This window comes from Nitratireductor alexandrii (assembly GCF_004000215.1).
Taxonomy (GTDB): domain Bacteria; phylum Pseudomonadota; class Alphaproteobacteria; order Rhizobiales; family Rhizobiaceae; genus Mangrovimarina; species Mangrovimarina alexandrii.
This window is the reverse complement of sequence record NZ_RBVY01000013.1, coordinates 1-16,577: the sequence shown is the minus strand read 5'-3', so window position 1 is coordinate 16,577 and position 16,577 is coordinate 1. Positions and strand designations below refer to the sequence as shown.

Here is a 16,577-nt window from a genome sequence, read left to right as displayed (position 1 = left end):
AAACTTTCAGAGGCGGCTCCGGCTTCATCGATTCTGTTCCTTCCGGGCTTGGTTGATCAGCCGCTGCATGGTCTGCAGGTCGGTGGCGCCGCGCAGGATCTCGTCTCCGATCACGAAGCCCGGCGTGCCATTGATCCGCAATGCCCGGGCGAGCGCGAGATTGCGCTCGATCTCGGCGTCGATCGCGGGATCTTGCATGTCGGTCCGGAGTTGTTCGACATTGAGGCCGATCTCTTCAGCGACAGCGATGACCTGCGCTTCGCCGGCGGCTCCTGACACCTGCATCATCGCCTTGTGGAACTGTGGGTAGAGGTTCTGCCTGCGGGCCGCGAGCGCCGCCCTTGCCGCGAACACGGAATTCGGCCCCAGAATAGGAAACTCCTTATAGACGATCCGCAATTGGGGATCGCCGTCTTCGGCCTCTACCATCGCGGGCGCGACCTGCCGGCAATAGGGGCAATTGTAGTCGAAAAACTCGACCATCGTGACGTCGCCTTGCGGATTGCCGCCGACCGGGCTTTCGGGGCTGTTGAGCAGTTCATCACGGTGCGTGGCAAGGGCCGCCTGAGCTTCCGTCTGCTCCGCCTCCCGTTGCTTGCGTTCGAGGTTCTGCATGGCCTCGACGATGACCTCCGGGTTGGCGACAAGATAGTCGCGCACCCGCCGCTCGAAAGCGTCCTGCGGCAGGTTCTCCGACGCGGTTGTAAGAGGCTGCTGGCCTGCCCTGAACCCTGGATCGAGCAGATACCAGGCGCCTGCCGCGATGATCAGCAGCAGGGGCAGGAGGAGAAAGCCAAAGCGGCGCCCCGTGAATCTCGAAAATTGCGTCAACTTCCTTCTCCTGCCGTTCAGAACCAGCCTGTCAGCCATTCCCACCACCCCTTTTCGGCAGGCGGCTTTGGCGCATGCGCGTTGTTGATGAGCTGATTGATGTAGAGCGTTAGATTTGTCTTGCTGAAATCGGAACCATGGAAAATTCCGGCATGCCGTCCGTTGCGGTCGATGACATGCGCCATCGGCAACTCCTGGCTGCGGCTACTCAGCGCGGCGAAACGATCCGCAGCGGCAGTTGTTTCGTCGTCCGATGGGATCACGAGCCGCCAGTTCGCCTCGTCCCACGGCGCCTCGATCGAGGCATCTGCGTCGTGAACGGTTACGAACGTGACCATTTCCTTCATGGGCGAAACATTCACCTGTCCTTGCACGCCTGCGAGAAGGGCCTGCTGTTCGACGCATGGACCGCCACAGTCCGTTGGCACAAAGCTCAGCACGATGATCTGATCATGGAGATCGCCGAGGCGCAGGACGTCACCGCCCGGTTCTTCGACATTCAGATTGGGCGTGGAAGGGCGATCCGCGACCTCGAAGGCCGGCTCCTGTGCGGTCATCACCTCGTCAATGCGCTCACCGGGATGGTTTGCAAATGCCGGCTGTGCGACCAGCAGGAAAGCTAGGATCAGCAAGCGCTTCATTCAGCAGCCTCCCGTGGCCCCTCGGCCGCTATTCCGAGCACGGAGACGTCCACCGTAATCTCTCCCGCCTTTTCGAAGCTGAGCGTCATCGGAAACGCCGTGCCCTCACTGAGCTTGTCTTGCAGTCCCATCAGCATCAGGTGCATGCCGCCGGGTGCTAACGTGATCCGCTCACCCGCCGGCAATTCAAGCGTTTCGATGTGCTTCATGCGGCTTACGTCGCCGTCCTTTTCGACTGCGTGAATCATGACCTGCCCGGCAACAGGCGTGGTCACACCGAGGAGCCGATCTTCCGCGGCACTCTCGATCGTGAGATAGGCGGCGCCGGGACGAGACGCGAGGATGGTCGCGCGCGCCCACGCATCGAAGACGCGGACAGTCTCCTCAGCGAGTGCCGGCGATGCTACCGCCCAGACCGCCACCACTATTGCAATCAGTTTTCTCATCATTGTTTCCTGTTCATTCTTGGAAGGATATCGGTGGCCATCTCTTCCGCGGACTGGTCACCTTCCCGGAAGACATCCTCAAAGCGCCCTTCGGGTGTCATCAGGTAGATGTGCCCGGAGTGAGCCATCAGGTATCCGTCCGGAGCCGTTTCCTCTTCCATCTTCTCGTAGTAGACGCGGAAGGATTGGGCAGCCGCGGCGACCTCGGCTTCGGAGCCGGTCAGTCCGACCAGCTTCGGGTGAAAGGCCTGGACGTATTCCGCCATCACCTCCGGCGTGTCGCGGGACGGGTCGACCGTGATGAAGATCGGTGCGACGCGCTCGACCTCCTCCCCAAGCCGATCCAGCACATTCGCCATATAGGCGAGCGTGGTCGGGCAGACGTCCGGGCAATGGGTGAATCCGAAGAACACGAGTTGCCAGCGTCCGAGGAAGTCGGCCTCGGTTACGCGATTTCCATTGTGGTCGATCAACGAAAACTCGGAGCGAATCGCGGCTTCGCCGACGGTGACCGGCGGCGGCGGCTCACGGATGCCGATCGTCCGGACGAAATAGGCGCCACCGAGCGCCAGCGCAGCAGCGGCCACGAGGATCCATAAGCTGAAGCGTATGCGCCTGAGCTGCGTTGTTTTGGTTGATGTCATATCAGTCTTCCTCGAAAGGCCCTGTCCAAGCACGGCCCATCGCGATATGGCCCCTCGATTATCTGGGCACGTTGCGATGCCAGGCTGTGACCGGCCCACCCTCCGGGATGGAGGGCGGGCCGGGATTGGGCGGCTTAGCCGTTGTTGTCGGGTGATTTCTCGCGCCACTGCTCGTTGGGCCGTCCGGAGCCGTCATGGCTCATGGACTGCATCATCTTGTTGCAGCCCTCCATCATCTCGCTCATCTGGCCCATCATATTCATCATGCCCATCATGGAGCCGCCGGACTCCTCTGAGTCATGGGCATACAGCGCGGGTGCAGCCGCGAGGCCCGCGATGACGGTGGAAGTGATGGCAAGCGCTTTGATCGATTTACGCATCGGTCGGTCTCCTTTCCTTGGAGGGTTGCGGTTCGGGGCTTGCAAGAACGGCGGCGTCGCCTCTGATTGGTGGATTGCGCGCCGCGCGGTCAGGCGGTGCGTCGAGAGCAACTTCCTGCGTGTCTGCCCCTGCGTCCTCGATCGCCGCCGGGTCGGAGTTACTCGCGCCGGTCGAGCAGGACTTGCCGCCCGACCGGTTCATGCACAGGCCGAGGGCGCACATGGCGAGGCAAGGCAACACGCTGATCAGGATCGGCGCGGTGCCGACAGCGGCCAACCAACTCCAGTTCAACGCCAGACCGGCCGCGATCGCCAGTCCGGCGAGCACGAGCAGGCCGCGTCGGCCGCCGAGGTAGTAGCGAAGGGCATAGAGCAGGTCGCGACCGAGCGAGCCGTCTTGAGATTGTGACTGTTGTGTATCGGCCATGGAGGCTTCCTTCTCAGTTTGACGTCAGATTGTTTTTGAGAAATGCAATCATCTCGGGCGTGTCCCACTCGGCCGGACCGACGAGCCTTCCCAATTCTCGGCCCTCGCTGTCGATCAGAAGCGTCGTCGGCAGTCCTGGCGCCTGGAGGTCGAACGAAGCCCGCATGGAGGCGTCGATGTAGAGGCCGAGATGCTCGATGCCGATTTCGGCGTAGAACTTCCGAACCACCTCCGGCCCGGCCCGGTCGACCGAGAGCGGCACGACCTCGAAGCCAGGGCCACCGAGTTCCGCTTCAAGTGCATCGAGCGTCGGCATCTCCTCGCGGCAGGGCACGCACCACGTCGCCCAGACGTTGAGCAACACGGTCTTGCCCCTCAAATCGGCCAGCGTAAGAGCCTCACCGTTCCCGTCCTCAAACTCGATTTCGGGGAGCGGCCGCGGCGCCTCGTGCATCACGAAGGACCGGGACGAGGCCGTCTCAGCCTGTCCTCCGCCTTGAGGCGCACGCACTGGCGTGCCTCCGCTGAAATAGATCACGCCGACGATCGCGATCGCGGCCAGGGTTAGCGTGCCTGCCGCCAGAAATACGATTGTGCGCTGTCCCTGCAGGAGGTTCCTCATTGGCCGTCTCCCAGGTCTTTATCGCCTTCCGCCTGACGGCGCAGTTCCTCCACGAGCGGCAGGATGGTGCCCGTGAGTGCCTCTTCGCTCACCGGGCCGATATGCTTGTAGGCAACACGTCCGTCCGCGCCGATGACGAATGTCTCGGGCACGCCGTAGACACCCCAATCGATGGCCACGCGTCCGCTGATGTCGGCCCCGGTGCGCGTGTAGGGATCGCCAAGGCTGTCCAGCCATTTCGCCGCATCGTCCGGCTGGTCCTTGTAGTTGAGGCCGTGCAGCGGCACGGCGCCTTGCGCCGCAAGCTTCATGAACAAGGGGTGCTCCGCGCGGCAGGCAACGCACCAGGAGGCGAAGACATTGACCAGCGAGACTTCGCCCTTGAGATCGGTGCTCGACAGGCCAAGCGTCCGGCCCTTGACCGGCGGCAGCGCGAAGTCGGGCACCGCCTTGCCGATCAGCGTAGACGGCAGGTTGCCTGGATCACGCGTGAGCCCCCAGGCCAGCACCACGCCGAGCACGGCCGCTACAGCAAGAGGCAGGAAGGCCAGGACATTGCGGCGGCGCATCGGAACCGTGGGATATTCGTCGGTTCTGCTCATGAGCCGTCCCCGTCGCTGGCCGTAATTCGAGCCTGGACGTCCCGCTGGCGCTCGGGCCAGGTGCTCTTGATAAAGGCGAGCGCGGCGGCGATTTCCTCGTCGCTCAGGATTTCCCCGAAGGCAAGCATGTCGCTCTCATAGCCCGGGACGACACCGCCGACGCCGAGCTTGGTGATGGCGAACAGGTCCTGGTCCGAGTGGTGCCAGGTGTGTCCGCTTTCATCGTGCGGCGGCGCCGGCATGCGGCCGTTCTCCAGCCGGCGTTTCCAGTTCGGTTGGCCTTCAAGGTTTGCGCCGTGGCAGGAGGCACAGTTCTCGGCATAGATCTCCTTGCCGCGGGCGATTTGTTCGCTCGTCACGGGCTGGCCAAGGAACGTCACGTCCGCCGCTCGCGCATTGCCACCCTGTACTTGCGCAAACGAGACGATGGCTGCCAACGTCGAAACGGCGACAGCGGAAAGGAGGATCACGTTGCGCCTCATTGCGGCCCCCGCAGATATTTCACCAGCGCGAAGAGGCCGAGGATCAGGACAGCAAGGACCAGAAGCGCTACGAGACCGCTGCCGACCATCATCCAACCCATCAAGCCCTCCATTCCGCCCATGAACTCATTCATCGGAATAAACGGAGACCCCGCCCTCGCCGAAGGCGTAGGTCTTTAGCGTGCCGGTTTTTGCCGGCGCCATGCCGGGAGCGTTGGCCGGCATGCCGGGCAGTGTGATCCCGGTGATGTCTGGCCGTTCGGCGACAAGCCGCTCGATGATCTCGACCGGCACGAGCCCGCTCACGACATAGCCGTCGATCTCGGCCAAGTGGCATCCGATTCCTTGCCGCGGAACCCCGGCCTCGATCGAGCGCTTGTCGAAGTTGGTGTCGTCGACGCGCGTCACTGTGTAGCCATTGCCCTCCAGATAGTCGGCATAGGCATCGCAGCACCCGCAGCCCGGATCGCGCCAGATCGTGATCGTCTTGTTGTCCGACGCTGCCGCGACGGCGGAACCTTGAGGCGAGCTCGCCGAACCCAGCGACCAGTAGGCGATACCGCCAACGGCAACCACGGCGACGACGGCTACGGCAATTGTTTTCCTGTTCATGACATTCTCCATTATGCGCGCGCGAGCGCGGTCCAGTTCGCGCCGCCATCGCGGCTCCGGGCGAGGCCATCGCCGGTGATGGCGACGACATGATCGGCATTGGTGGGGTGGACAGCGATGGCCAGCGCGCGCGTGTTCGACTTTTGCGACCACACGACTCCGGCATCCTGCGATTCCCAGATGCCCGAAGGCAGTGCGGCGTAAAGCCGAGTGGGCAATGAAGCCGCGCTGACCAACGCGTTTATCGCCTCGCCTGCGGGAAGCGGCGCCTCCATTTGTGCCGGCTTCCCCGAGACAAGCGCGTCCATCGCATCGCCCGGCTGCACGTCCTGCCAGCGGCAGAAGCAATCCGGCACGCGGGTGAGACCCAGTTCGGTCCCGGCATAAATCCAGATGCCGCCCATGCCCGTTGCCAGATCGACCGAGGCCAATGCCGTCAGATCACGCTCGGCGTCTGCTAGCCACGGGCGATCCATCGCGAACGCCCAGGACTCGCCGGCATCCTCGCTTTGCCATAGCCCGTCGCCGCGAATGGCGGCATAGATGGCATCCGGTTCAGCCGCTGCTACGGTGACGGCGGTCACCGTAGCAGCGGGCAAGCCTTGGCTTCTCGCCTCCCAGTTATTTCCGCCATCTTCAGAGACGGCGACGCCGCCGCTCGTGAGGCCCGCCACTATCCGGCCGGGCCGGCCCGGATGCGTCGCGAGCGAGAGGATACCGCCTCCGGCTGGGGCGGACAGATCTATCCAGCCGCCGGCGCCTTCGCTGCGGGAAAGGGCGCCTTCGGCCAGGATCAACGCTTCGCCATCGAAGGCGATGGCGGGGCCGCTTGCCCCGGGTGCGGCGCGAAGGCTGAACGGCAGGCCGATCAGCCCGGCGCCCGCCGCCAGTGCGCCAAGGAAGGCACGTCTGGAAAGACGAGCGGAATATTCGGGCGTGGTTGTCATGTCGGTGTCTTTCATGTTCAGCGCGCCTCACAGCGTTCCGTGACGAGATGATTGAGGTCGGCAAGGCTGGAGAAGATTACCGAGAAGCGGTCACCGCCCATGCCGGCCCCAAGGATCACCGCGACGCCCGCCGGCGGGCCGGTTTCGACGCTGTCGATCTTGAGCCGGATGTTTTTCTCCCAATAGGGCGTTTCCTGGCCGTCGCCGGTGGTGATGAAATAGCTGTCCCCGCAATGGCGGATTGCCGTGACGCGCATTTCAGGCGGTGGATCGCCGATCGGCCCCGGCGCTCCGGCCCGCAGCCAGCCGGCCGGGATGAGACCTTCGTCGACGACCTTCCTGCCGCCGCCGGGCTGGCCGGCGATTTCGAGGAAGGCGACGAGGTCTGCGCGCGCCTGAGGATCGTCGATTCCGCGGAACGTCATGTAGGTGTCGGGGATCATGCCCGCCGGGTCTTTCAGCCAACCGTCGAGCGCGGCCGCGTTCCAGGAGAAGCCCGCTTCCCGCAGTCCGCTCGAATAGCGCACGAACCCGTCCGCTGTGCCCGCAATACGCTCCATGAAGCCGTCAAGGCTCGGACCGCTGAGGTGCAGGCCGGGTGCGAGGGCATGGCAGGCAACGCAGGCGCGATAGACCTGTGCGCCGCGCCGCGCATCCCCGTCGGCAAGTGCGGCCGAACTGACCGACAAAAGGCTCATTGCGGCGAAGGCGAGCGCGCCGAAAGTGGCCCGAAACCCCAAGATCGGGAGTACCGCACTGGCCGCTAAGGTCACGGCGGATGTGCGAAAAGCCCGACGCCCCGGCGTCGGTAGATATAAAACCATGATGTTCCAACCATCCTGAGAGGGCGCTTGAGACCGCAGCGCGCTGACCGCGCGATGCGAAGCGGAATCATGGGTGGTCAGTCTGACCGCGCATGATGTCAGGCACCGCGAACCGGAAGAACTCCGGGCGGCGTCAGCTCAGAATGGTGGTTCGGGGAGGATAAGGGTCGGGCGGGCCGGTGCGCCCGGTCACGCTTTGGAGGACAAAGCTGTCGGTAGTCGTCTCAGCGCCCGGCAAGCTTGTCTGGCCCGACGGCACGACGGCCAGGATCGGCGATACGCAGACATTGTCGCACGGAGGCATATCGCCGTTACCGTCCGAGCAATCCTGGCAGTCGCCCATGTCCGCACCATCGATCACGGCAAGCGTCATCTTCGCGCTCATGGTGGCGGCATTCGCGGCATGCACGACCGTCCCCGCCGCGAAAGCGGCGAGCATCATGATCATGAAAATGCGAACATACCTTGCCATGGCATATTGAATACCCGAAACCATATGGCCTGTCGATATGCGTTTCTGTCGCATCTGCCGCACTGATCCAAGTGTTGATCAATGATCGAACCGAACGATGCAGTTTCGGAGCTGAAAATCTGGCGACGATGTTTTTGGCCTCGTCACATAATCTTGATCTAAACTGACCACGTCTCAATGCGGCCCTCGCCTACAGGCCGCCAGTCGAGTTCAAGGCGGAGTTCAAAACCGCCGAGCCTGGACTGACTGCAGCGCAGTAGCCCACCCAGGCTCGACGGCCTCTATATATGCGCAATAACATCGCAGAGAACCCGCAGCATGCGACCCTTCCAGGAACTTGATGACGCCGCCGGTGATGATGAACCGCTTGGCGTCTCCTTGCGGAAATGAGCTGCCGAAACCCTGTAGCTGTCCGGTTCGATGATCAGGCTGAATTGTTGCAAGAACCGCGGAATTCGTGCGCAGCAGACCTCAAACGCCTACGATGACCAGTTCGGCGTTCTTGGGCCCACTGATGTGAGCGCCGCACCAAAGCCAACCCATCACGCCGACTGCGACCAGAACCCACCCGATCAGGGACAAGCTATGCTCCAAGAAGAGCAGCCGCCTGGCTCCAGGCATTCATAGTCGAGCGTGACGAAGAGAAGGACTGCGAAAGAGCGTGACAAGACAATGCGCAAGCAGGGCGAAATATACGTGGCATTCACAGGAAAAACTCATATGCTCGAGTTCGTTCAAACGTTGCCATAGCGGAGATCACGCTTCTGTAGCACGGTGTTCTTGACGCGCCGCCTGCCAGACCTCCCGCGCCGCATCGGCGTTGATCGCGGCGATGCCCAGGCCGACGATCAGGTCCGGCCAAGCGGACAGGGTGTAAACGGTGAGCAGGCCGGCCGCGATGATCGCGATGTTCGCCAGCGCATCGTTGCGCGCCGAAAGGAAGGCGGCCTTCGTCAGACTGCCGCTATGGCGCCGGAACCGGGTCAGCATGAGGGCGCAGGAGAGGTTGACCGCAAGAGCCCCGAGGCCGGTCAATGACAGCGCGAGGGGCTCTGGAGGTGTCGGTGCGACGAACTTGTCCCACGCTGTCCAGAGCGTTGCGAGGCCGGGGATGAGCAGGATACCGGCGAGCGCCATTCCGACTTTGGCGCGGCGGCGGGCGGACCATCCGAGCGCCGCAAGGATCAGGAAGTTGACCGACGTGTCCTCCAGAAAGTCGACGCTGTCGGCGAAGAGCGACACGGAGCCGATGGCGAGCGCGACGGCAAACTCGACGCCGAAATAGGCGAGATTGAGAAGGGCGACCAACCAAACCGCCCGTCGCAAACCCTGATCATGCGATGACATGTCCATTCGTCTGTGATCAGATGCCGGCCTTGCGACCATTGGTGCCGTATTGGAGCACGCGCACATTCTCGAGCGTGATCAGGCCGCTCGTCATGAGGCGGTCGAGTTCCGGCAGGAATGCGTTGATCTTGTCCTCGCTCTCGACGATTTCGATGACGAGCGGCAGGTCCTCGGATAGCCGCAGGATCTTCGACGTGTGCACCCGGCTCGAATGTCCGTAGCCGAGCGCCCCTCTGAGCACCGTCGCTCCGGCGAGATGCATCTCCCGGGCCTTTAGTACAATCGCCTCGTAAAGCGGCCGGCCGTCGTCTTTGTCATTCTCGCCGATGAAGATTCGCAGGGCGAGCGCCTGTTCCGGTACCTGCATGTCGTCCGTCCTTTCCTGATTTGATTGTGCCAGTCGGCGTCGGCCATCCAGGCGGTTGAGACGCATGGCCAATGTATGTCCCACCCACACGGCCAATAGCCATATGACGACGGATGCACCGATATTCAGTCCCGCAAACCGATAATCTTTCGCCATCGCGAACCGGAGCGTTTCCAGGCTGAACACGGAGAAGGTGGTGAACCCGCCGCAGATGCCCGTCATCACGAACTGGCGCTGGCGCCCGCTGACGAAGAGTCGACCATCCGGCCCGGTCAGCGCCGCATAGGCTCCGATCACAAACGATCCGATCCCGTTTGCCGCCAGCGTGCCCCAGGGGAACCCCGGACCCAGCATCTCGAGGGAAGCCAGTGAGACGGCGGCGCGCATCACGCCGCCGATCGCCGTGCCGAAGCCCACCGCCAGGTACATCAGCAATCCGCTGCGGAAGCTCCGCCACCGAGCCGATCTGAGCGGACTCATGCCGCACCCGCCGCAATGGCTGCACGGCCAGCGAGCACGCCCAGCGTCACGGCGCCAAGACAAAAGGCGAGCGACAGAATAACGTTCCTCGCCGCCCGCCGCCATTCGCCATCACGCGCCAATGCAAGCGTTTGGAGACTGAACGAGGAGACGGTCGTGTAGCTCCCGAGGAATCCGGTGACCACGAGCGGCCAGACCTGTGGCCAGTTCGCGAGAAGATTGTTGTCGGCGAGACAGGCGAGGATGCCGATCGAGAACGCCCCCGTGACGTTCACGACGAATGTGCCCCAGGGAAAGGTTTCGCCGATAGCGCGGGCGACGAAACCCGAGACGAAGAAACGGACCATGCCGCCTAGGGCACTTCCCGCCGCGACTAGCGCGAGCAATGTCCAGAGGTTCGTCATCAGGCCGTGCGGGAAGCCGTCACCGCTTTCTGATGGCGTGCTGCACGCAGGACGGCGCCCATGAGCACGACAAGGCACCCGACGAACAGAACGCAACCACCGAGCAGCGGTGAAAGATCGCCGATATCGATCAGCGCGGCGGCGACGCCCACGACCGCAAGCACGGCCACCGTCAGCCGCGCATCGCCCACGAACATGCCGAAGAGTTCCGCGAAGACGTCCCTGAGAATGGTCATTGCACGGCCTCCCTGGTCGAGGTGCGGACAAGGTTTGCGGCGAGAAATCCTGTAGCGAGGAAGAGTGCGGCAAAAACAAAGAGGGCAAGGTCTGCGCCCGGCCATTCCACGCCCAGACCCTCGCCGGTCCAGAACACTCCGAAGGCCGACAGCATCACTCCGACGCCAAACTTGAGGGTGTTCTCTGGAACCCGCGAGAGCGGCCGGTGGACGATGGCGCCGACCAACAGGACAAGCGTACAGGCCGCGAGCGCGCCGAGGCTTGCGGGCCACAAAAGGCCACGCCCGGCGCCGACGGCGATGACGATGAACACCACCTCCAACCCTTCGAGCAGCACCGCCTTGAACGCGGTGATGCCGGCGATCCATTCGAGCGATGTCTTCTTCCGCTGGGCTTCCTCGCCGAGATGCGCGGTTTCGGCCGCGAAGATCGCCTCCTCGTCATGGAGCGGAATCACGCCAGCCATGCGCAGCGCAGCCTTGCGAAGCCAGCCGATGCCGAAGAGGAGCAGGAGAACGCCGATCACCAGTTGCAGCGCGTGCAACGGTACGCGGTCGAGCAGAGGGCCGAGGGACAGCACGACCGCCGCCAGAACGGCCAGCGCAGCCGCGGTTCCAAGTACCGCCGGGCGCCAGCCGCGCAGCGTTGCCACCGCAAGGATGATGGTGAAGGCCTCGACGATCTCGACCACGGAGGCGAGGAAGGCCGAGCCGATGGCTGGGGCGGCTGTGGACCATTCAATCATCGTCGCCGATCCTTTCGTGTTGCAATCATTTCAGTCCCATCTCCTGGCCTCCGTTTCGGCTGCCCAACGGCTCACGCCAATGTCGTCCAGCAACCGGTCGTCGAGTTCCGCTAGCGCGGCACGCTGGCGCTGGCGGTCGAGCCAGCGCAGCACCCGCGACGGTGCCTGCCGCACCGCCTGGGGCGGGAAGTGCGGAAAGAAGATAGTGGGTGAGCTAATCCCGGTTTGAAGCATGCCCATGCCGTCACCCGTTCTCGTCATGAGCATCGAAGACGCGCCGGGCGTAATCGTCCAGGACAGCCTCGCACCCTTTCAGCCGCTCCTCGGCCTCGGCTGCACGGGCGCCGCCATAGAAGTCGAGCTTGCGGATCTTGCCGAGCCAGCCCTGAAGTTTCTTCAGATCGACGTCGTTCTCCTCGAGCTCGGCATAGGTGAAATGGTTCGCCGTGACTTCCTTGGCGACCTCGCGTTCGAAGTCGTCGCACTTGTCGATGAACTCTTCATAGGCGTCGTCACGATCCGCCTTGAACCGGCCGATCACCTTCTCCTCCTGACCGCGGTCCAGCGCGACGGTCTCGAGGATCACGCACTCCCCCTTCGCCTCGCCGATGTCGTTTTCGATCATCTTAAGCCGGCGCACATGGTCGTCGGTCTTCGGCAGCAGGCAGACGCCGCTCTGGAGATAGACAGCGCCCATTCCCTTGAGCCGACGCCAGATGCTGATCCGCTTCGCCGCCGGCTCGGGCGGAACCTTGTATGTGAGAAGGAGCCATGCAATATCGGTCATGCGTTCACTATTGATGTTACAATGGTAACATGTCAATAGACCAATTGGCACAGATTGCCTGTTGCCGACGGCCAAGAAAGCAATCAGCCCGTGCAGGACAAGAGTTGACAAAGCCGAGGGCGCGGCGAAGAACGCCGCGCCAACTTCAGATTCACAGGGATTTCGGGAAGGCCATCAGATCCTTGTCCACCTCCACGAGCGCCCGGGCCTTGGCTGCCCAACCTCGCAAAGCGCGACGGCATTGGCTTTCATCGTGAGGTCGATCTTGGCATAGCTATTGGTCGTGCTGGGTCTTCGACAATCGGATCGTCGAGCTGCTTGCCGAACTCGTCTACGTCCGTGTCCTCCCGATACTGGGTAGGAAAACCGAAGGTCTCGCCGACACGCTATAACGGGCGTGGGGTACGCTACGACAGCACGCATTTTCAACGTGCCTTTCACACTCGGCGGTCGGAGCGGTGGGCCTAACTTCACGCGCCGCTTGAAGACCGTCGCAAGTTTCGACCCATTCCTTTTGGGCCAAAGATGCTTTGGCAGATCAGATCGGCCACAATTATCCAGAGGAACCCGGCAGACCACCCTGCGAGCACATCGCTAGGCCAATGCGTCCCAAGGTAAATTCGGCTTGCACCTGATAGAAATGCCAGTACGGCAGCCGATATCCAGATGTAAGCCTTTGCGGTTGCGTTATTCAGCGATCTCGACGCAATTAGCGCTGCCGTACCGACAAACAAAGTAGCCAGCAACGCATGGCCGCTCGGGAAGCTCGTGTTGAGCATTTCGGCCGAGCCGGGGAGGTGATGTGGTCGGAAGTAGCCGAAGACCGACTTCATGAGATAGCCACCGAAAGCCCCTCCGCCGATGGATATCACAACGAGTCCCGCCGCCGAACGACAACCGGCAACAAGAAAAAACCCTAAGAGTGAGGATGCGCCGACGAAAACGATTTTAGGGCTACCGATCGCGGAGAAACTCCATGCGATCGACGCGCCGTGCTCATCAGCCCGCGGCGCGCCAGCTGGGTTGGGATGGCCAAAGAGCAAAAATCCGTCCACCTCGTGGTTGCCCGTCAGAAACCAGTACGAAGACATGACCAAAGTGAGGACAGAGAAGGTGATGGCCGCGGATATCAATGCCCGCCGGAAAACGGGATCGGCCAACAGTGCGCGACGTGAGATCCGAGCACTTGCTCCGATGATCCGACTGTCGTCGGCAATGTGTTTTTTGTACATGCCGCTGAACATTGCCCAAAGCTACTCGATGCCCACTAACGATAGGTTACCTCTAGGCTCGCCGCGCCCTTTCGCGCGCGCGTTGCAACCGGACCGCTCATGCCGATGCGCCGCAGAAGCGGTCGGCGCAGGCGAAGCGCCGGTGCCTCGACCAGAGTCCAGGAAAACCAGGCTGCGGTGAGGGCAAGCACAGTCGCGAAGAGCGCGTTCTGTGCCACGCTCATCCAGGGCATCGCCTGCACCAGCCATTGCTGGATGAAGAAGCCGGTTATGTAGGCGCCGTAGGAAAGGTCGATGCGAGCGGTCCAGCTCTGGAGCCTGCCCATCTGGATGCTGCCCAGCCACAGGCTCCAATAGGCCGTCGCGACGATTATTACGGGGTAGCGGATAGCCAGACCGCTGAGCAGGACCGCGAGAACCGCCACGGCGAAGGCAAGAGCGATGTCGCGCCGAACCGGAACGTGATCGCGCGCAATCCAGCATGCAACGCCGAGATAGAAGGCGAGCGTAAATCTGGCGAGTTGCGCTGCGAAGCTGAACTGTTCCGGATCGCCTGCAATGCTGATTACGACCGCCGCCACCGCCAGCACCGGCAGCACGGGGACGAGCCGTCGCAGCCCCCGCAACCGCAGCGCTGCCAGCGCGGACATGAACGCAACCAGCGTTGCGTAGCAGATGACCTCGAAACGGATTGTCCAGATGGGAATATTGGTGGAGCTTCCCATCGGATTGTCCGTGAAGACACCGTCAAGAGCGGCCCCGACCGAGAACAGTAGGGTTGCCTTCACCAGGAACGTGCCGATGTTGTCGAGCGTCCAGTAGTCGGCGGGGGCGGCCGAGGTTAGCCACAGGCCGCCGATAAGAACGATGGCGAGGTTTACGCAGATCAGCGCCGGCATGATGCGCAGCGCGCGGGCCACCACGAAATCGACCCAGCCCGCCGCGCGTTCCCAGCTTGCCGCGACCATAAAGCCGGAGAGCACGAAAAACACATGCACGGCATGCGCCGCTAGCGACCATCCGGTCGCCGCAGCAAGCGGCTCGGCGGCTTCCCAGCCGCCAACGACGCCAAATGCATGGGTGAAAATCACCGCGATAGCAGCCGCCAGCCGGATCACGCCATAGCTGTTAGCGTCCTTGTTGGCGAACGCCGAAAGAGACAATGATTTGCCGCCCATGACCTGCCTGAACCCATCATTGGTACCCGTCATGTGCGCGACTTCTAACATATCGCTCAAGTGCGAGCTTCTGGTGATTGGCAGGACGGTTAACGTGGCCACATGCCACCATCACCCATTGACGCTGCATTTCAATGACGAAGGCAGGAGACCTCCGATCATTGACCGCTACGCAGCCGCCGTGCGCCATAAGGTGTCAGCCCGCGCGGCTTATAGATGGAGAGCACCAGTGCCAGAAGAACCACGACAAGGCCGCCGGATGCGTGAAGGATCAGCGAGGCCTGTACCGAGGCGAACGCATCCGTGGTGAACGAGCCATCTGCCGCCGCGCGGGCGAGTTGATCGATCCCGCTCAGCTGGAGCAGCAAGACGCCGAGCGCGAAGACGGTCAGCACTAGCTTGGCGATGATCCAGTAATGCCGGAACAATCCCCAAGGCGTCACGAGAGACTGGATGATCCCGATCAATAGCGCGCCCGAGACAAGGGGTACAATGATCCACCATGCCACTTGGCTCAGCGCCGGATAAATGGCGAGCGGCGGCAGCCGCCTATCGACTGTGCCGATGATCGCCAGAAGCAAGAACACCGCAATTGCGCCAAGCGATCCCACGGATGTGGCGACGTGGACAACCAGCAGGAATTTGCGTTGCGCCGCGGATGGCAAGATCAATTGGCCCGTTCCTAATTGGGATGAGCCGCACCGGGCTGCGCCGGGAGGTGGCGGCCCGGACCGTGCGGTCCACCAACGCCGCTTAATGCGACGACGACCAAGATGAGGCCGAGGATGCAGGCAAGGGCAAGCGAGCCTTTGACCCAACGGGGCATCGCTGTGGATTGATCACGATCGCGCGTCACTCTTCGCTCCTCTTTGTTTTCAACCCGCTGGACAATAGCTTGTTGCCGTGCGTGAATCTCGTGCCGCAAACAGACAGGCTGCCCTGAATGTCTGACTTAACGACGAACGCGCGGACGACAGGTCCGCTGAGGCGGGACGCAAGACGCACCCGCGAGGCCGTGCAGGATGCGTTGATCACGCTGGCTTGCCAGAAGGAGTACCGGGATATCCGAGTTGATGAACTCTGCGAGGAAGCGGGCGTCGGGCGCTCGACCTTCTATCAGCATTTTGCAAGCAAAGACGATGTGAAATCCAGAGGCGCGATGCGCCTTTGGACAAAGATGCGTGCGATCCAGCAACGATCGGGGAATATCGCGTGGAAAGGCCGAACGGCAAACCCAGGGCATAGGCGCCGAAAAACGTGCTCGCCGATCCTGCCGAGGGACGAAGCATCGGGATGGCAATGTGAATGACACGCCACAACGCCAGTGCGGTCCCTGCCAGCACGAGGGCCAGCAGCCCATAGACATAGGCCAGCGCGGACGTCAGCAAGCGCAACACCGCGAAGCCGGCAAGACCGAAAAGGCCGCCCAGAATGATATCGACCGTGACGATCCCGAGCGCGAAACCGGCCGACAGGCAAACCCGCGCATACGCGCATTGTCTGTTGCGTTCGTTCCTTCGCCAGCGCCAAGACCGGTGGCCACGGCGATAAGTGGAAACGAACTCGGCGCGATCCCGACGACAAGGCCCGCCAGAAGCACGAGGGCGACCGTCAGCGGGGTAAGGCCGTCGATGTTTTGCAGGAGCGTTTCGATCCCGCTCATACGGTCTGCTTTCCCTTCGTTTGTTTTCGCTGCGATTCGACCTGTCCGCTGACCCGGTGGCCGAGCCGGGTGATCGCGTCCGAGATATTCCGGGACGCGAGGCGCCTGGGATCGAAGGTGACGGCAAGCGTCTTGGCCGCTGGATCACCGCTCACGTCGAGGATACCTGTCGATTTAGGTTTGAAACCGAGACTCGCGCATTGAGTG

At 62.5% G+C, this 16,577-nt stretch carries 25 protein-coding genes and 1 pseudogene; 1 reads left to right on the top strand and 25 read right to left on the bottom strand.

Annotation, left to right across the window (positions count from 1 at the left end; translation table 11 throughout):
• Window positions 1-24: 24 nt before the first annotated feature.
• The 24 genes and pseudogenes from EP380_RS21710 to EP380_RS21595 all read right to left on the bottom strand — a co-directional run bounded on the left by EP380_RS21710 (window position 25) and on the right by EP380_RS21595 (window position 15,378).
• Window positions 25-870, bottom strand: a complete 846-nt coding sequence (locus EP380_RS21710; RefSeq protein ID WP_127600804.1) for a DsbA family protein — start codon at window positions 868-870, stop codon at window positions 25-27.
• Window positions 849-1,472, bottom strand: coding sequence for a thioredoxin domain-containing protein (locus tag EP380_RS21705; protein ID WP_127600802.1), 624 nt, complete (start codon window positions 1,470-1,472; stop codon window positions 849-851). Before EP380_RS21705 ends, EP380_RS21710 begins: the two co-directional genes overlap by 22 nt.
• The gene (locus EP380_RS21700) at window positions 1,469-1,921 is read right to left on the bottom strand and encodes a copper chaperone PCu(A)C (RefSeq protein ID WP_238719989.1); all 453 of its coding nucleotides are present in this window, start codon (window positions 1,919-1,921) and stop codon (window positions 1,469-1,471) included. The genes EP380_RS21705 and EP380_RS21700 overlap by 4 nt, the downstream gene beginning before the upstream one ends.
• The gene (locus tag EP380_RS21695; protein ID WP_127600800.1) at window positions 1,918-2,562 is read right to left on the bottom strand and encodes an SCO family protein; all 645 of its coding nucleotides are present in this window, start codon (window positions 2,560-2,562) and stop codon (window positions 1,918-1,920) included. Before EP380_RS21695 ends, EP380_RS21700 begins: the two co-directional genes overlap by 4 nt.
• Window positions 2,563-2,696: 134 nt before the next feature.
• On the bottom strand, window positions 2,697-2,942 hold the full coding sequence (locus EP380_RS21690) for a hypothetical protein (protein WP_127600799.1): 246 nt from the start codon (window positions 2,940-2,942) through the stop codon (window positions 2,697-2,699).
• Window positions 2,935-3,369: a hypothetical protein gene (locus EP380_RS23835; RefSeq protein ID WP_238719988.1), complete on the bottom strand. Its 435-nt coding sequence runs from the start codon at window positions 3,367-3,369 to the stop codon at window positions 2,935-2,937. The genes EP380_RS21690 and EP380_RS23835 overlap by 8 nt, the downstream gene beginning before the upstream one ends.
• Before the next feature lie 13 nt (window positions 3,370-3,382).
• Window positions 3,383-3,991, bottom strand: a complete 609-nt coding sequence (locus EP380_RS21680; protein WP_127600797.1) for a TlpA family protein disulfide reductase — start codon at window positions 3,989-3,991, stop codon at window positions 3,383-3,385.
• Window positions 3,988-4,593: a DsbE family thiol:disulfide interchange protein gene (locus EP380_RS21675; protein ID WP_127600795.1), complete on the bottom strand. Its 606-nt coding sequence runs from the start codon at window positions 4,591-4,593 to the stop codon at window positions 3,988-3,990. Before EP380_RS21675 ends, EP380_RS21680 begins: the two co-directional genes overlap by 4 nt.
• Complete coding sequence (locus EP380_RS21670) at window positions 4,590-5,075, bottom strand: c-type cytochrome (RefSeq protein WP_065818503.1); 486 nt, start codon at window positions 5,073-5,075, stop codon at window positions 4,590-4,592. Before EP380_RS21670 ends, EP380_RS21675 begins: the two co-directional genes overlap by 4 nt.
• Before the next feature lie 126 nt (window positions 5,076-5,201).
• Window positions 5,202-5,687: a DUF411 domain-containing protein gene (locus EP380_RS21665; protein WP_238719987.1), complete on the bottom strand. Its 486-nt coding sequence runs from the start codon at window positions 5,685-5,687 to the stop codon at window positions 5,202-5,204.
• 11 nt (window positions 5,688-5,698) lie between these two features.
• Window positions 5,699-6,649, bottom strand: coding sequence for a WD40/YVTN/BNR-like repeat-containing protein (locus EP380_RS21660; RefSeq protein ID WP_238719986.1), 951 nt, complete (start codon window positions 6,647-6,649; stop codon window positions 5,699-5,701).
• A gap of 2 nt (window positions 6,650-6,651) precedes the next feature.
• Entirely contained in the window at window positions 6,652-7,374 is a 723-nt protein-coding gene (locus tag EP380_RS21655; RefSeq protein ID WP_164749953.1) for a c-type cytochrome, read from the bottom strand.
• A 217-nt stretch (window positions 7,375-7,591) separates the two neighbouring features.
• On the bottom strand, window positions 7,592-7,984 hold the full coding sequence (locus EP380_RS21650; RefSeq protein ID WP_127600789.1) for a hypothetical protein: 393 nt from the start codon (window positions 7,982-7,984) through the stop codon (window positions 7,592-7,594).
• 702 nt (window positions 7,985-8,686) lie between these two features.
• A complete protein-coding gene (locus EP380_RS21645; RefSeq protein WP_238719985.1) occupies window positions 8,687-9,283 on the bottom strand; it encodes a cation efflux transmembrane domain-containing protein in 597 nt (198 codons plus the stop codon).
• A gap of 10 nt (window positions 9,284-9,293) precedes the next feature.
• A complete protein-coding gene (locus EP380_RS23830; RefSeq protein ID WP_238719997.1) occupies window positions 9,294-9,644 on the bottom strand; it encodes a DUF190 domain-containing protein in 351 nt (116 codons plus the stop codon).
• 90 nt (window positions 9,645-9,734) lie between these two features.
• Window positions 9,735-10,073 (bottom strand): annotated as a pseudogene (locus tag EP380_RS23825) (CrcB family protein); the annotation flags it as partial.
• A 47-nt stretch (window positions 10,074-10,120) separates the two neighbouring features.
• Window positions 10,121-10,528, bottom strand: coding sequence for a fluoride efflux transporter CrcB (crcB, locus tag EP380_RS21635; protein ID WP_127600777.1), 408 nt, complete (start codon window positions 10,526-10,528; stop codon window positions 10,121-10,123).
• A complete protein-coding gene (locus EP380_RS21630; protein ID WP_127600775.1) occupies window positions 10,528-10,764 on the bottom strand; it encodes a hypothetical protein in 237 nt (78 codons plus the stop codon). The genes crcB and EP380_RS21630 overlap by 1 nt, the downstream gene beginning before the upstream one ends.
• On the bottom strand, window positions 10,761-11,510 hold the full coding sequence (locus EP380_RS21625) for a COG4280 domain-containing protein (RefSeq protein ID WP_127600773.1): 750 nt from the start codon (window positions 11,508-11,510) through the stop codon (window positions 10,761-10,763). The genes EP380_RS21630 and EP380_RS21625 overlap by 4 nt, the downstream gene beginning before the upstream one ends.
• 30 nt (window positions 11,511-11,540) lie before the next feature.
• Window positions 11,541-11,771, bottom strand: coding sequence for a DUF1127 domain-containing protein (locus EP380_RS21620; RefSeq protein ID WP_238719984.1), 231 nt, complete (start codon window positions 11,769-11,771; stop codon window positions 11,541-11,543).
• Complete coding sequence (locus EP380_RS21615) at window positions 11,755-12,297, bottom strand: Chromate resistance protein ChrB (RefSeq protein WP_127600771.1); 543 nt, start codon at window positions 12,295-12,297, stop codon at window positions 11,755-11,757. The genes EP380_RS21620 and EP380_RS21615 overlap by 17 nt, the downstream gene beginning before the upstream one ends.
• Before the next feature lie 470 nt (window positions 12,298-12,767).
• The gene (locus EP380_RS21605) at window positions 12,768-13,541 is read right to left on the bottom strand and encodes a phosphatase PAP2 family protein (protein WP_127600769.1); all 774 of its coding nucleotides are present in this window, start codon (window positions 13,539-13,541) and stop codon (window positions 12,768-12,770) included.
• Between the two features lie 23 nt (window positions 13,542-13,564).
• A complete protein-coding gene (locus EP380_RS21600) occupies window positions 13,565-14,740 on the bottom strand; it encodes an acyltransferase family protein (protein ID WP_164749951.1) in 1,176 nt (391 codons plus the stop codon).
• A gap of 125 nt (window positions 14,741-14,865) precedes the next feature.
• A complete protein-coding gene (locus tag EP380_RS21595; protein WP_127600765.1) occupies window positions 14,866-15,378 on the bottom strand; it encodes a hypothetical protein in 513 nt (170 codons plus the stop codon).
• A 272-nt stretch (window positions 15,379-15,650) separates the two neighbouring features.
• On the opposite strand from EP380_RS21595, the gene EP380_RS24065 reads away from it, so the two are divergent.
• Complete coding sequence (locus EP380_RS24065) at window positions 15,651-16,016, top strand: TetR/AcrR family transcriptional regulator (protein ID WP_127600763.1); 366 nt, start codon at window positions 15,651-15,653, stop codon at window positions 16,014-16,016.
• A gap of 350 nt (window positions 16,017-16,366) precedes the next feature.
• Here the strand turns inward: EP380_RS24065 and EP380_RS23820 are convergent.
• A partial coding sequence (locus EP380_RS23820) for a hypothetical protein (protein ID WP_238719983.1) occupies window positions 16,367-16,577 on the bottom strand: 211 nt, incomplete at its 5' end.

What these genes read in the sequence shown, in the direction of transcription:
- EP380_RS21600 (WP_164749951.1), bottom strand. Translation starts at nt 14,740, where the DNA reads ATGACGGGTACCAATGATGGGTTCAGGCAGGTCATGGGCGGCAAATCA.
- EP380_RS21700 (WP_238719989.1), bottom strand. Translation starts at nt 1,921, where the DNA reads ATGATGAGAAAACTGATTGCAATAGTGGTGGCGGTCTGGGCGGTAGCA.
- EP380_RS21625 (WP_127600773.1), bottom strand. Translation starts at nt 11,510, where the DNA reads ATGATTGAATGGTCCACAGCCGCCCCAGCCATCGGCTCGGCCTTCCTC.
- EP380_RS21630 (WP_127600775.1), bottom strand. Translation starts at nt 10,764, where the DNA reads ATGACCATTCTCAGGGACGTCTTCGCGGAACTCTTCGGCATGTTCGTG.
- EP380_RS21665 (WP_238719987.1), bottom strand. Translation starts at nt 5,687, where the DNA reads ATGAACAGGAAAACAATTGCCGTAGCCGTCGTCGCCGTGGTTGCCGTT.
- EP380_RS23830 (WP_238719997.1), bottom strand. Translation starts at nt 9,644, where the DNA reads ATGCAGGTACCGGAACAGGCGCTCGCCCTGCGAATCTTCATCGGCGAG.
- EP380_RS21605 (WP_127600769.1), bottom strand. Translation starts at nt 13,541, where the DNA reads ATGTTCAGCGGCATGTACAAAAAACACATTGCCGACGACAGTCGGATC.
- EP380_RS21615 (WP_127600771.1), bottom strand. Translation starts at nt 12,297, where the DNA reads ATGACCGATATTGCATGGCTCCTTCTCACATACAAGGTTCCGCCCGAG.
- EP380_RS21670 (WP_065818503.1), bottom strand. Translation starts at nt 5,075, where the DNA reads ATGAGGCGCAACGTGATCCTCCTTTCCGCTGTCGCCGTTTCGACGTTG.
- EP380_RS21620 (WP_238719984.1), bottom strand. Translation starts at nt 11,771, where the DNA reads ATGACGAGAACGGGTGACGGCATGGGCATGCTTCAAACCGGGATTAGC.
- EP380_RS21680 (WP_127600797.1), bottom strand. Translation starts at nt 3,991, where the DNA reads ATGAGGAACCTCCTGCAGGGACAGCGCACAATCGTATTTCTGGCGGCA.
- EP380_RS21710 (WP_127600804.1), bottom strand. Translation starts at nt 870, where the DNA reads ATGGCTGACAGGCTGGTTCTGAACGGCAGGAGAAGGAAGTTGACGCAA.
- EP380_RS21690 (WP_127600799.1), bottom strand. Translation starts at nt 2,942, where the DNA reads ATGCGTAAATCGATCAAAGCGCTTGCCATCACTTCCACCGTCATCGCG.
- EP380_RS21650 (WP_127600789.1), bottom strand. Translation starts at nt 7,984, where the DNA reads ATGCGACAGAAACGCATATCGACAGGCCATATGGTTTCGGGTATTCAA.
- EP380_RS21675 (WP_127600795.1), bottom strand. Translation starts at nt 4,593, where the DNA reads ATGAGCAGAACCGACGAATATCCCACGGTTCCGATGCGCCGCCGCAAT.
- EP380_RS21645 (WP_238719985.1), bottom strand. Translation starts at nt 9,283, where the DNA reads ATGGACATGTCATCGCATGATCAGGGTTTGCGACGGGCGGTTTGGTTG.
- EP380_RS23835 (WP_238719988.1), bottom strand. Translation starts at nt 3,369, where the DNA reads ATGGCCGATACACAACAGTCACAATCTCAAGACGGCTCGCTCGGTCGC.
- EP380_RS24065 (WP_127600763.1), top strand. Translation starts at nt 15,651, where the DNA reads ATGTCTGACTTAACGACGAACGCGCGGACGACAGGTCCGCTGAGGCGG.
- EP380_RS21695 (WP_127600800.1), bottom strand. Translation starts at nt 2,562, where the DNA reads ATGACATCAACCAAAACAACGCAGCTCAGGCGCATACGCTTCAGCTTA.
- EP380_RS21660 (WP_238719986.1), bottom strand. Translation starts at nt 6,649, where the DNA reads ATGAAAGACACCGACATGACAACCACGCCCGAATATTCCGCTCGTCTT.
- crcB (WP_127600777.1), bottom strand. Translation starts at nt 10,528, where the DNA reads ATGACGAACCTCTGGACATTGCTCGCGCTAGTCGCGGCGGGAAGTGCC.
- EP380_RS21705 (WP_127600802.1), bottom strand. Translation starts at nt 1,472, where the DNA reads ATGAAGCGCTTGCTGATCCTAGCTTTCCTGCTGGTCGCACAGCCGGCA.